The 12,352-nt window shown below is 62.1% G+C and carries 10 protein-coding genes and 1 tRNA gene; 2 read left to right on the forward strand and 9 right to left on the reverse strand.

What is annotated here, in order from left to right; translation table 11 throughout:
* Positions 1–4,236 (forward strand): LWXIA domain-containing protein (locus EPN80_RS04015; protein ID WP_293024008.1); only part of this gene is annotated, 4,236 nt, incomplete at its 5' end.
* 127 nt (positions 4,237–4,363) lie between these two features.
* Here EPN80_RS04015 and EPN80_RS04020 read toward each other — a convergent pair.
* The 8 genes from EPN80_RS04020 to ybgC all read right to left on the reverse strand — a co-directional run bounded on the left by EPN80_RS04020 (position 4,364) and on the right by ybgC (position 9,939).
* Positions 4,364–4,439, reverse strand: a tRNA-Lys gene (locus tag EPN80_RS04020).
* A 200-nt stretch (positions 4,440–4,639) separates the two neighbouring features.
* Complete coding sequence (ybgF, locus tag EPN80_RS04025; protein WP_052892688.1) at positions 4,640–5,383, reverse strand: tol-pal system protein YbgF; 744 nt, start codon at positions 5,381–5,383, stop codon at positions 4,640–4,642.
* An 8-nt stretch (positions 5,384–5,391) separates the two neighbouring features.
* On the reverse strand, positions 5,392–5,895 hold the full coding sequence (pal, locus tag EPN80_RS04030; RefSeq protein WP_293024016.1) for a peptidoglycan-associated lipoprotein Pal: 504 nt from the start codon (positions 5,893–5,895) through the stop codon (positions 5,392–5,394).
* 17 nt (positions 5,896–5,912) lie between these two features.
* A complete protein-coding gene (gene tolB, locus EPN80_RS04035; RefSeq protein ID WP_293024019.1) occupies positions 5,913–7,205 on the reverse strand; it encodes a Tol-Pal system beta propeller repeat protein TolB in 1,293 nt (430 codons plus the stop codon).
* A 103-nt stretch (positions 7,206–7,308) separates the two neighbouring features.
* Complete coding sequence (gene tolA, locus EPN80_RS04040; protein WP_293024022.1) at positions 7,309–8,337, reverse strand: cell envelope integrity protein TolA; 1,029 nt, start codon at positions 8,335–8,337, stop codon at positions 7,309–7,311.
* Positions 8,334–8,774: a protein TolR gene (gene tolR, locus EPN80_RS04045; RefSeq protein WP_293024025.1), complete on the reverse strand. Its 441-nt coding sequence runs from the start codon at positions 8,772–8,774 to the stop codon at positions 8,334–8,336. Before tolR ends, tolA begins: the two co-directional genes overlap by 4 nt.
* A gap of 8 nt (positions 8,775–8,782) precedes the next feature.
* Positions 8,783–9,457: a protein TolQ gene (gene tolQ / locus EPN80_RS04050; protein ID WP_293024027.1), complete on the reverse strand. Its 675-nt coding sequence runs from the start codon at positions 9,455–9,457 to the stop codon at positions 8,783–8,785.
* A gap of 26 nt (positions 9,458–9,483) precedes the next feature.
* Positions 9,484–9,939, reverse strand: coding sequence for a tol-pal system-associated acyl-CoA thioesterase (gene ybgC / locus EPN80_RS04055; RefSeq protein ID WP_293024293.1), 456 nt, complete (start codon positions 9,937–9,939; stop codon positions 9,484–9,486).
* Positions 9,940–10,143: 204 nt separating this feature from the next.
* On the opposite strand from ybgC, the gene EPN80_RS04060 reads away from it, so the two are divergent.
* Entirely contained in the window at positions 10,144–10,977 is an 834-nt protein-coding gene (locus EPN80_RS04060) for an NAD(P)-dependent oxidoreductase (RefSeq protein WP_293024031.1), read from the forward strand.
* A gap of 54 nt (positions 10,978–11,031) precedes the next feature.
* Here EPN80_RS04060 and EPN80_RS04065 read toward each other — a convergent pair whose 3' ends face one another.
* On the reverse strand, positions 11,032–12,324 hold the full coding sequence (locus EPN80_RS04065) for an MFS transporter (RefSeq protein ID WP_293024033.1): 1,293 nt from the start codon (positions 12,322–12,324) through the stop codon (positions 11,032–11,034).
* Positions 12,325–12,352 lie beyond the last annotated feature (28 nt).

Raw genomic sequence — 12,352 nt, forward strand, 5'->3', positions numbered from 1 at the left:
CTGGCCAGCCGCATCAACCGCCCGGCGATGATCGGCGGCACGTATCAGATGGCCACTCAGGGCGCCGCGCTGATCCACAACTGGGATCAGATGAGCGGCTATCAAAAGTGGAGCCAGCTGACCTCGCTGGGGATGAATCTGGTGCCGTTCGGTATCCACAGGGCGGTGCGCTCGGTGGGGAGCCAGGTGCGCGGGGCTCAGTCGGAGGGCGCGCCTGGCGGGAGCGAGGCGAACAGCTTCAGTGGCGACCCGGCCGCGACTGACACAGCGGCAACGGCGGCCAGTGTGGGAAATTCCGATAGCGCGAACTCAGCCACCGAAGTCACGGCGGCCGTCGCAGCCACGGCAGCGACCGCCAATACCCACACAAATACCAACACAAATACCAACACAAATACCAACACAAATACCAACACAAATACCAACACAAATGCCGCCGGTGCGACCGGCAATGCCGGCCCGGTAATCCCGGGGCAGCGCTCCGCGGCTGGTCGTGGAGCCCAAGGCAACACTGGGCTCGCGCCAGGGTTGATCGATCTGACGGCGCTGTCTGCCGCGCCGTTGACGTTGACCGATATGCTGATGAATCCGTCGACTTCGGTCACGCCCCAGAGCATGGGCGCGGCGTATCACGATCCCTCGGCGCCCTACGAGGAGCGCAACCCCGTGCCGGCCGCGTTTCGCCGGCCGACAGCTCCCGCTTTGCCCGATCGCACGATGGTTTCGAGCGCCACCTTGAGCTCCGCGCTCGACGGCGTGTCGGGGTTGTCTCCCATCGATCAGGTGGCCACGCTTTTCCCGGGGCGCGGCATCCATATCATGATGGCGCGCAACGGCATCGAGGAAGCTGCGCGGGTGGTGGGTACCGCCCAGCACGTCGCTCTGATCACCGGTTTCACGGTGGCCAAGGGCATGCCCGAAACCGACGGCCCCCCCGGCACGGTATTGCTCTATCACGACCTGCAGAAAGCCGGCATCAAAGCGACCATCATCACCGACAAGACCAATGCGCCGGTGGTGCGCAAATGCCTGCGAGCGATCGGCTTGACAGCCCAGGACGTGGTGGTGTTCGACGCACCGCATAACTTTGGCAAGGCGCGGATTGCGGCCAAGGCGCTGCTTGATCGACTCAAACCCGACACGATGGTGTCGATAGAGCGCCCGGGGCGTAATGCCCAAGGGGAATATCTGAATATGCGAGGGGTATCCGTCAAGGGCTTTAACCCGCCACTCGATATTCTCTTCGAATTATTCGATAACCGCCCGAATGGGCGGGCGATTGCCATCGGCGACGGGGGCAACGAGATCGGCATGGGCAACGTCAATAACCACATGCCGAGCGATGTGTTGAACCTGAACAATCCGCGCGCGGACATGCCGGCCATCTACACGAAGGTTCTCTCGGACTATCCGATTACCGCCAGTGTGTCGAACTGGGGCGCCGAATTGCTGGGGGGCGCCGTGTTGCGCAATGCCAATAAGTTGCACTTGTGGCATAGCGTGGACCAGCAGACCGCCGCCATCATGGCGGCAGGGCGGGCCGGCGCGGTCGATGGCGTGATGCGTCTGCCGCCGGGCGAGGTAGAGGCCGATACGGGCCTTGCCGCCGGGGTGGACGGTTTCAATCCGAAGGCCCATCGCGGATGGTACAGACTGGCGAAGCAAGCGCTCGCGCAACCTCCCGTGACGCCGATCGAACTGGGATTGTTCGATTCGAGTAATGGCGGCATCGTGGCCGCCAAGACGCTCGGGAACGAGATGTCCGATCTGACGTCCGGCTCGCCGGTACGCCAGGTACTGTTTCTCGATCACGACAATGCGCCGTATGGCGAGCTGACACCGAGAATGGTCGCGAAACATACCCATAGCGCGTTCAAGAGCATGGACGAACTCAATCTGCACGGTCTCGGCATTGTCTGCAATACAGCCAGCGCGTCGGGGGAGAATGTCTATGCTGCGGGCGTGAGCACCCCCGTAACCGACCTGGTAATTCCGACGGCCAATGCGATCGTGGCGCATGGTGATCCCCACCCGGTGTTGATCGCCACCCAAGGCACTGTGGACGTAGGCGCCTATCCCGTTGCGATTGCGGAGGCAGCGGACCAGGCCGGTGTTACCGCGCCGACCGTGCACATGCTCGCGGCCCCGACATGGGCTCCGGCGGTCAATCAAATGGAGCATGTCAGCCCGAATCCGGAAATTTCCGCCGGACTGGACGAAAAGGTGCGCGCCGTGGTCGATCAGGTGCCGCCCAATGCGACGTCGGTGTGGTGCAATTGCACGCATTATCCGGTTCTGGCGGATCGCATCCGTGCCGCGCTGGCCGCTCGCGGCATGGGTGACGTGCCGGTGATCGATCCGATGGTCGACCATGCCAAGGTGATCACCGCGAGCCTGGACCTGCAAGCGACGGGGCCGGCTGTCGGCCCCGAATACAATCAGACGATGGTGGTGACGACTTCCGATGACCCGTTTGCCGTGTGGCAGGCCGCCAAGAAAATCCTCGGTGACAATAGCGTTGTCATGGCCCAGGTCAAGAAATTTGGCGGCAAGCTTGACGAATCCTACGTTGTGCCAATGTTTCGTGCGCCGCGCAACATCAGCGCGAGCGAGGCGCTCACGCACACCCTGGCGCTCAAGGAGCTTCAGCGCAGCATTAGCGACGTGGAGTTGCGGCGCTTCTATAACACGATGTTGGGCATGATCGACGATGCGGCGCCGCCGGAGGGCGGTGCGCCGACCGCGCCGACGCAAGGCCCGTTGCCTCCGACGCCGGGGGCGCCGGGCGGCGTCGAGACGGCCAGCTTGTTGCAACCGCTGGCGTCATCCGGCCCGAATCAATCGGCTGGCAGTGGGGCGGCGAGCGCCATGCCTTTGTGGTACGTGGGCGCGAAGAGGGTTTTGCTTTCGACCTCCTGGTTGACCGATCCAAACGCGGCGTCGGTAGTGCCTGCTACGGAAACGACCGCCGCAAACGCCACAAACGCCACGCAAGGGGGAGGCCAGCAGATCGAAACGCTTTCCGGAAGCGAGGCGTCGAGCGTGTCGCCGCCAGCCCAGCCTGGCGGTGTGAAAGGATTCTTCAGCCGCGTGGGGCATTCCAAGCTGCCGTGGTATCTGGGTACGTTAAGTGTTTCCGCACCGGCTTCTTTTCTGATCGATCCGCATGAGCTCGCGCTGGGCAACGGCACCGGGTTCGTGATGCGCGGCCTGGGCACCGCGGCGCCGCTGATCGTCCCGAAAATCAGCGGGCGGCTGGTGAACGGCTGGAATATGGTCAGCCTGTTCTTGAATGGCGCTTACCATAATTATGCGACCTGGAGCTTCGATCCGAGCCACTGGAACTGGAAAAGCCAGCCGCACAATAGCGGCTATGCGCTGACCGACGAAATGAGCGGCACGCAGAGAGCCTATGAATTGGTCAAGGGCAGGGCGTTTCCGGCGAGCAAGACAGAGAAGTACGTTACACAGGTGACGGCAACGGTGGCGAATTCGTTTCTCATGGCCGACTATTCGATTCAGGCGGGGCCGCAGTTCTGGCTGCCGACGGTCAGCTTTGGCGGAGGCGTGCTCTACGGACTGGGGAAGATGGCGCTGACCGATTTGCGCAGCAGCATTGCGGCAAGACGTGCCGTTGCACCCGAGGTGGTGGCCCAGTCGCCGTCCGAAGAGGCAAATGTGGAGGAGGCCGCAGTGTCAACTGGCGAGGCGCCGGTCGTGAAGGCCGCCCCGAAAATGCCGCTCGACAACAAAATCGCCACCTGGGCCAGCGCTGTCGGGCTGACCAGTTTCGGCGCGAGCTACCTGGTCAGCACTTTGACTCAGGCTGCGCCGGCGAAGAAGAAGCCCAATCCGGCGGCTTCTTCACAACCATCACCCACGACGTCACCCACGACGCCCAGCGGGGGATCCACGACGCCGCCGCCCGGTGAGCACACGCATCCCCATCCACATCCGAAACAGCCTCCGCAACCGCAAACGGTTGTCGTCGCGCCATACCATCCCGGCAACGAGGCGACCAGCACATTGGACGGCATTGCCAAGGAACATCTGGGGACATTGCTCACGGATAAGGAAAAAACGGATGGCCAACGCCGGCACTTGAGCAACGATACGTTGGTGGCCGATTTCGCCCTGGAGGAGTTGATCAATCTCAATCCGCAATACAACTTGGCGGCGAATCCTGATTTGCTGCTGCCGGGCTGGCAATTGGTTGTGACACGAAGCGACGGTTGAGCGACATGTCGTGAGAGTCGGTGGCGCGTGGCCGGCCCGTCGAGTCGCTGGGCTGTCGCGCCACAGGCATGTCGGCGGCGCGTTTGAAAGTGAAAAAGGGTTAGCCTGAGCTAACCCTTCTTTTTTTTGGTAGGCCGTGCGTGACTCGAACACGCGACCAACGGATTAAAAGTCCGCTGCTCTACCAACTGAGCTAACGACCCAACGAGACAGCGATTTTAGTTGTTTTTCGGAGAGAGTGTCAAGTTCAGGCGCCGGCGATGCGCTCTCGGCCGAGTGCGTCGCTCGCCATGGGCATGTCGCACGCGCCGCCTCGCCTGTTCGCGATGAGGCGGTCGACGTCAAAAACAAAAAACGCCACTCGTTCGAGCGGCGTTCTTGCTGCCGGTTGGCTGTGGACGAATCAGCGCAGCTTGGCCAGACGCTGCTTGGCGACCTGCGCCGAGTCGGAATCGGCGTACTTGGAAATGATGGTCTGCAGGGTTCGGCGTGCGGCGACCTTCTGTCCGGTCTCCTGCTGGTTGGTGGCGATCGCCAGCAACGCCTGCGGTGCGCGAGGATGATTCGGAAACTGGCTGACGACGTTCTGCAGCACGTTGTTCGACGCCTTGTAATCACGCAGCGCGTAATACGTGTTGCCGAGCCAATATTCGGCGTCGGGCAGATATGGGCTGTTGGGGTAGTGCTTGACGAACGACGAGAGGCTGCCGGAAGCGCCCTTGAAATCGCCGTTGCGGAACTGATTGAGCGCCGCGTCGAATTCGGTCTTTTCGCCCGGCTGAACCGTACCGGTGACGCCGTCGACGGTGACTTGCTGCGGTTCGAGTTTCTTCAGCCGCGCATCGAGATCCGCATAGTAGTCTTTTTGATTCTTCTGCAGTGTCGCGAGCTGGTTCTGAAGCTCCTGGTTTTGGCCTCGTTCCGCGTCCAGGGCTTGTTGCAACTGCTGGACCTGATTGTTCAGGTCCAGCAGGTTGCGTGTCAACCCCTCGATACGCGTATTACTGCTATCGACTTTGGCGCGCAAGTCGAGTACGGCTTGGCGCGCCTGATCGTCATCGAACAAGCCGGCATGAGCGACCGGTCCCAGCAGCAGGCAGCCGAGCAGGCCGGCATGTACAAATGATTTAAGCAGTCGAGGTTGCATGGCGATGATTATTGATAAGCGAGATCCGCGCGACGGTTTTCAGCCCAAGCCGCTTCGTTGTGGCCCAGCGCTTTCGGCTTTTCCTTGCCGAAGCTGACCGCTTCGAGTTGCGAGCTCGGCACGCCGAGCAGCTCGAGCACCTTGACGACCGCTTCAGCGCGCTTCTCACCCAGTGCCAGGTTGTATTCGCTGGTGCCGCGTTCGTCAGTATTGCCTTGCACCAGCACATGACGGTTCGGGTGAGCGATCAGGTACTTGGCATGGGCTTCGAGCATGCTCTTGTAGCTGTCCTTGACGGTGTAGCTGTCGAAATCGAAAAACACGCTGCGCTGAGCGAGCGGGCTGTTCGGATTGTTCAGCTCGTCGACGGCGCTGACCGGAGCAACGCTGCGGGCGTTGGCGCCGGCGCCGTTGGCCGAACCCGCGCCATTGTTGAGCTTGACGCCCGAGCTGCAAGCGGCCAGGGCGACGACCGCGGATGCGGCCAGGATGTTACGAAGTAAAGAACTCATAGGACCTCCGGTTAGTTTTATTGCATGAATGGACCCCAGGAAGGTTCGCGAACGCCTCCTCCCCGCACTGATAATATTTGCCGTGTTCGCCCGTCCACCGAGACCACCGCCAATACCTTACGGCCATTGACTTGCGTCGCATAAAGAATGTACTTGCCGTTTGCGGCAAAGCTCGGTGACTCGTCATGGGTGGTGTCCGTCATTGCGGTGACATCCCCGGTGGTCAAATCCTGCGTGTACAGCTTGAAGCTGCCCCCGACCCGTGAAATATAGGCAAGCAGCTTGCCGTCTGGGCTGATACGCGGACTGACGTTGTAATTTCCCTGGAAGGTGACGCGTTGCGCGGCACCTGCGGCTTCACCTGCGGCCGGCATGCGGTAGATTTGCGGCCCACCGCTGCGATCGCTGGTGAAGTAAATCCATTTGCCATCAGGCGAGTACTGCGGCTCGGTGTCGATGCCGCTGCCGCGCGACAATCGCCGCAGCCCGCCGCCGTTGGCGTTGATGCTGTAGATCTGGGTGTTGCCCGTGAGCGACAGGGCCAGGGCCAGCGTCCTGCCGTCGGGAGACCACGCCGGCGCGCTGTTGTTGCCCTTGTAATTGGCGATCATCACGCGCCGGCCGGTCGGCAGGTCGTGAATGTAGACGATCGGCTTCTGACGTTCGAACGAGACGTAGGCGACCTTGGTGCCGTCCGGCGACCAGGACGGCGAGATGATCGGTTCGCGGCTGGTCAGCGCGACGTGCTGGTCCTGGCCGTCGGAGTCGGAAATCACCAACTGATAGCGATTGCCGGTATGCACGATGTACGACAGCCGCGTCGCGAAGACGCCGCGAACGCCGAGCAGCTTCTGATAGATATAGTCGGAGATCTTGTGCGCGGTCAGGCGCAGATCGCTGGCCGGACTGGTGATCGACAGGCCGCCGAGGCTCGCCTGCTTGACCGTATCGTAAAGACGGAAGCGCACGTCGTACTGACCATTGGCCAGCCGGGTCACACTGCCGCCGACGAAAGCGTCGGCGCCGCGCGCCTTCCAGCTGCCCAGGTCGACCTGATCGGTTTCGGACACCGGAGCGTCGCCGGCGTTGATCTGGCTGAACCGCCCGCTGCCGGTCAGGTCCGCGCGCACGATGCTGCTGATGTCCTGCGGGGCGCTGGCGCCGTTGGCGAAGTTGGCGATGGCAATGGGGTAAAGGTTGGAGCCGACGCCGGTGATGTCAACGTTCAGTTGTGCATTGGCGGCACTGCAGGCCACGGCCAGAAACGTGGCGATCAGGGTGTGCCATGCAGACTTGCTGGAAATTCGCATGCTGTCGGTAGGCCTTCTATCAGAAAAGCAACAGGCTATCACCACATCCGTGGTGGTGACTAGTTGCAGGGTTGTTCGTTCCCAAGTTCGTCATGTCGGTCGGCTAATCGTTTTGCCGGAACGTGATGGTGAAACTCGAGGGGGCTTTGCCGTTCGTGTCGCGCGGCAATGGATCGGAACGCGTTACCGCGCGCTCGACTGCCTGATCCCACGACGGCACGCCGCTGGATTTGACGATACGCTGCGAGAGCAGTGTGCCGTCGGGCGCCAGATGGACTTCGATCACCGTCGTCGGATTGCCCGGGTTGCGCTCCGTATACACAATGTTCGGCTTGACGCGCCGACGCACGCGATCGGCGTAACCCGGCGTTGCCGTGCCCCCGGCGCCGGCGCCATTGCCGGCCGCGGCGCTGCCCAAGCCGTTGCCGGACGCCCCGGCGGCACCGCGAAGCGCTGCCAGGCGGGCTTGGCGGGCCTGTTCCTCGGCCTTCTTGGCGGCCGCTTCCTGCGCGGCCTTCTTCTTCGCGGCAGCTTCCTGTTCAGCCTTTTTCTTGGCGGCGGCTTCCTGTTCGGCCTTCTTCTGGGCGGCAGCCGCTTGCTCGGCCTTCTGTTTCGCGATCTTGTCCTGCTCGGCCTGTTTCTGCGCTTGCTGCTGCTGTTTCAAGGCTTCGGCGGCTTTCTGCTGCGCCGCCAATTTCTGCTGGCGTGCCTTTTCCTTGGCGGCCTCGGCCTGCTGTTGCTCCTGCTGACGGCGCAATATTTCCTGCTGGAGCTTGGCCTGCGCCTGCTGCTGCTCCTGTTGCAGCAACTTTGCCTGGGCGGCGGCCTCTTCCTCGCGGCGGCGTTTTTCCTTCTGCAGCGCGATGTCGGCATTTTCCGGCACAGGCGCGGGAGCGGCGACCGGCGGGGTCGGCGGTTGCGGCGGCGCCTGCGGCTGAGGCGGCGTCGGCGGATTCAATTCGGCAGGGGTCCACAATTCCGCCTCCGAACCGGCCGGCGAACTATTCTGCCAGCGCATGCCGTAAATCAGCAGCGCGAGCAGCAACAGGTGCATCAACAGCGCCAGTAAAAAAGACCGGCCCGTACCTCGTTCTGGTTCGGGGGGAGTCGGACGCGCGAACATCTGGGTCATTTTTGCTTCACGAGCAAGCCAACACGCTTAATGCCTTGGGCCTTCAGATCGGACATCACGTTCATCACCATTTCGTAACGCACCGTCTTGTCGGCGGCGATCACCACCGGCTGATCCGGGTTGACCTCCTGGCGATTCTGCAGGAACGTGAGCATATCCTGTTCGGTCATTTTCTGCTCGTGCGTTTCCTGGGCGTCCTTGTAGCGAACCAGCAACTGGTTGTTCGCGTCGATGTTGACGATGACCGGCGGCGTTTGCTGCTGCGGACTGGCGTTGGCGACAGTCGGAAGATTGACGATCGACGGTGCCACCATCGGCGCGGTGACCATGAAAATGACGAGCAGCACCAGCATGACGTCGATGTACGGCACGACGTTGATGTCGGCCATTGCGCGACGTCCGCGCGAACGGCTACTGCTGCGAATGGGGCCTGCCATGTCGGTTCCTAGTGAATCTGCCGTTGCAGGATGTTGGAAAACTCTTCGATAAAGCTCTCGAAGCGAATCGCCAGGCGGTCGATGTCGTGCGAGAAGCGATTGTAGGCAACGACCGCGGGGATTGCGGCAAACAGGCCGATGGCCGTTGCCACCAGGGCTTCCGCAATCCCGGGCGCCACGTTGGCGAGGGTGGCCTGCTGAACGTTGGACAGGCCGCGGAACGCGTTCATGATACCCCAGACCGTGCCGAACAGACCGATGTACGGGCTGACCGAGCCGACCGACGCGAGAAACGCGAGATTCGATTCGAGCGAGTCCATTTCACGCTGGTAGGCCGCCCGCATGGCGCGCCGTGCCCCGTCGAGAATCGCGCTCGGATCCGAGATGCGTTTTTCGACCGCCTTCAGGTATTCGCGCATGCCGGATTCGAAAATGCGCTCGAGTGCACCAGTATTGTGCCGGTTGTTGACGGCGCTTTGATACAGCGACTGCAGATCGCCGCCCGACCAGAAATCGCGTTCGAAGCGTTCGGTTTGGATGCGCGCGCGACGGATGCCGAACAGCTTGCGGAAGATGAATGTCCAGGACATCAGCGACAGCACCAGCAGCAGGGCCATGACGGCCTGCGCCAGCAAACTGGCGTTGACGACGAGTGAGATCATTGAAAGGTCTTGTGCGGGCATTGTGTAACCGACGAAAAATTTGTTTCTTAGTGTGAAAAATGGGCGGTAAGTTCTTGTTCTGCCGTGGTGGCCGAGCGCATGGCGCTCAGGACGTCCGGGGGGATGGCATTTGGCTTCAGGTCGCTTGCCGCGACGCAACAGACCTTGATGGTGCCGCGCGCCAGCAATTGCTCGCCGCGCCAGGCTTCCTGCAGGAAATCGACCGACGCGCGGCCAAGCCGCTCGATGCGGCTGCGAATCGCGAGCTGGTCATCCAGGCGCGCCGGGCTGAGATAGTCGACGGCCGTGTGGCGCACCACGAACAGCATGCCGGTGCGTTTTGCCAGCAGGGACTGGTCAATGCCGAGCGAGCGCAGCCATTCGGTGCGCGCCCGCTCGAAAAATTTGAGGTAATTGGCATAAAAGACAACGTCGCCCGCATCTGTGTCTTCGTAGTAAACGCGGATTGACCAGTGAAAGTGGAATTCTGCCATGCCGCGCATTTTAGCGGATGCACGGCGTGACGCCAGCGCCTTTGTGTGGTTTTTTTGTGACCGGATGTGACACCTCTGCGAATCCGGCCGCGCCCCTATAATTGACATATTTTTATGAATTGACCACTTCGAGGAGATCCTGTGAGTAACGAGAATTCGCAAGCCAAACCGCGCCGCGTTGCTTTTTTGGGGCTTGGCGTAATGGGATACCCGATGGCCGGACACCTGGCGCGAGCCGGTCATCATGTCACGGTCTATAACCGGACGAAAGCCAAAGCCGATCAATGGGTCGCCGAATTCGGCGGTAAAAGTGCCGATACGCCACGTAACGCCGCGCAAGATGCCGACATCGTGATTTCCTGCGTCGGCAATGACAACGACCTGCGCAGCGTCGTGCTGGGCGAATCCGGCGCCTTTGCGGGCATGGCCAAGGGAACCACGTATGTCGACCACACCACGGCCTCGGCCAACGTGGCGCGCGAACTGAACGCGGCGGCGGCCGCCGCCGGCCTGCATTTCGTCGACGGCCCGGTCTCGGGCGGCGAGGCGGGCGCGCAAAAGGGCATTCTCACCATCATGTGCGGCGGCGACGAAGCGGTATTCACCGATGTCGCGCCGGTGCTGTCGGCCTACGGCCGGGCAGTGACGCGCATCGGCGGGCCCGGCGCCGGGCAACTCGCCAAAATGGTCAACCAGATCGCCATCGCCGGCATGGTGCAGGCGCTCTCCGAGGCGGTTCACTTCGGGCAGCATGCCGGACTGGACATGCCGCTGGTGCTCGATGTCATCGGCAAGGGAGCCGCCGCCAGCTGGCAAATGGACAATCGGGGCCGCACCATGGTCGAGGACCGCTTCGATTTCGGCTTTGCGGTCGACTGGATGCGCAAGGACCTCGGGCTTTGCCTCGAAGAAGCGCAACGCACCGGCGTATCGCTGCCGGTGACGGCCCTGGTCGATCAGTTCTACGCCGATGTGCAGGCGATGGGGGGCAATCGCTGGGATACTTCGAGTCTGATTCGCCGTCTGCGCCGTCTGACCGATAAGTAAGCGCAAACTGGGCGGCGCGCCCCGGCATTCCTCGCCCGGGTGCGCGCATGCCTGCTAGGACAGGGCGGGCTTCAAGTTTTCGAGCGTGGCGTCGTCCGCCTCCACGGTCCGATTCGGATCGATGAACAGCGCCGCGATCGCGCCGATGCCGAGCAGCCCGGCCGAAATCAGGAACGGGATCGTGTAGCTGCCGGTTATCTGGATAAGAAAGCCGAACGCCACCGGCGAAATCATGCCGGCGATGCCGAAACCGGTATTCATCATGCCCCCGGCCGTGCCGGCGAACTTGCCGGCGATGTCGATCGGCAGGCTCCACAGCACCGCATTGGTCAACTCCAGGCAGAAGAACGACAGCGACAGCAGGATCACCGCGCCGATCGGACTGGCTGTATAGATCATCGGCAGAATGAAAATCAGCGCACCGACGAGACCGGTGAACAGGATCGTGCCGCGCGCGCGCCGCAGGTTGCCGGTGATTTTGTAGAGCTTGTCGGACAGCACGCCGCCGAGCGTGTCGCCGACCACGCCGGCCAGCAGAGGCAGCGCCGTGAACAGCGCCAGATGCTTCAAATCAAAACCGCGCGAATCCTTCAGATACGAAGGCAGCCAGGTCAGGAACACCCATAGCGACCAGCCGTAGCAAAAGTCCACGAAGGTCACCAGCCACATGCGGCTGATCAGCTTGCGCCACGGCGTGGGCGTGCGCCTCGCCTGAAGACCGTCGCCCTTGGCATAACCGATCTCCTTGAGCTCATCCGGCGTGACACGGCGATGCTCCTCGGGCGTGTTGGTGAAGACCAGCGCGTACAGCACGGTCCAGCAAAGGCTGAGCGCACCCAGCACGATGAACGCTTCGCGCCAGCCCTTCCAGATCACGATCGCCACCACCACCGGCGGGGTAATCGCGCCGCCCAGGCGCGCGAAGCTATGCGTGATGCCCTGCGCGAAACCCCGCTCGGCAGTCGGCATCCAGTGCGTAAAGGCGCGGGTGGCCGAGGGGAACGCGCCGCCTTCGCCAATGCCCAGCGCAAAGCGCAGGACCACCAGTGCCATGACGCTGCCGGCAAACCCGGTAGCCAGTGTCGACGCGCCCCAGATCAGCGATAACACCAACAAAACCTTCTTCGGCCCGAATTTATCCGACATCCAGCCGCCCAGGATCTGCATGACGGCATAGGGATAGGCAAAGGCGGAAAAAATCAGGCCTAGCTCGGTATTGCTCAGCCCCATCTCGTGCCGGATCATCGGTCCGGCCACGGCGATATTGACGCGATCGATGTACGCGATGAAATACATCAGGCACATGACGCCGAGGATGATGTGGCGGGTTTTGATGCGGTACTTCATACGACCTCCTTTGGGCGCCGCGGCGCAT

It is taken from the genome of Pandoraea sp. (assembly GCF_004297875.1).
GTDB lineage: Bacteria > Pseudomonadota > Gammaproteobacteria > Burkholderiales > Burkholderiaceae > Pandoraea.

What these genes read in the sequence shown, in the direction of transcription:
- ybgF (WP_052892688.1), bottom strand. Translation starts at nt 5,383, where the DNA reads ATGCAACCTCGACTGCTTAAATCATTTGTACATGCCGGCCTGCTCGGC.
- pal (WP_293024016.1), bottom strand. Translation starts at nt 5,895, where the DNA reads ATGAGTTCTTTACTTCGTAACATCCTGGCCGCATCCGCGGTCGTCGCC.
- tolB (WP_293024019.1), bottom strand. Translation starts at nt 7,205, where the DNA reads ATGCGAATTTCCAGCAAGTCTGCATGGCACACCCTGATCGCCACGTTT.
- tolA (WP_293024022.1), bottom strand. Translation starts at nt 8,337, where the DNA reads ATGACCCAGATGTTCGCGCGTCCGACTCCCCCCGAACCAGAACGAGGT.
- tolR (WP_293024025.1), bottom strand. Translation starts at nt 8,774, where the DNA reads ATGGCAGGCCCCATTCGCAGCAGTAGCCGTTCGCGCGGACGTCGCGCA.
- tolQ (WP_293024027.1), bottom strand. Translation starts at nt 9,457, where the DNA reads ATGCCCGCACAAGACCTTTCAATGATCTCACTCGTCGTCAACGCCAGT.
- ybgC (WP_293024293.1), bottom strand. Translation starts at nt 9,939, where the DNA reads ATGCGCGGCATGGCAGAATTCCACTTTCACTGGTCAATCCGCGTTTAC.
- EPN80_RS04060 (WP_293024031.1), top strand. Translation starts at nt 10,144, where the DNA reads ATGGCCGGACACCTGGCGCGAGCCGGTCATCATGTCACGGTCTATAAC.
- EPN80_RS04065 (WP_293024033.1), bottom strand. Translation starts at nt 12,324, where the DNA reads ATGAAGTACCGCATCAAAACCCGCCACATCATCCTCGGCGTCATGTGC.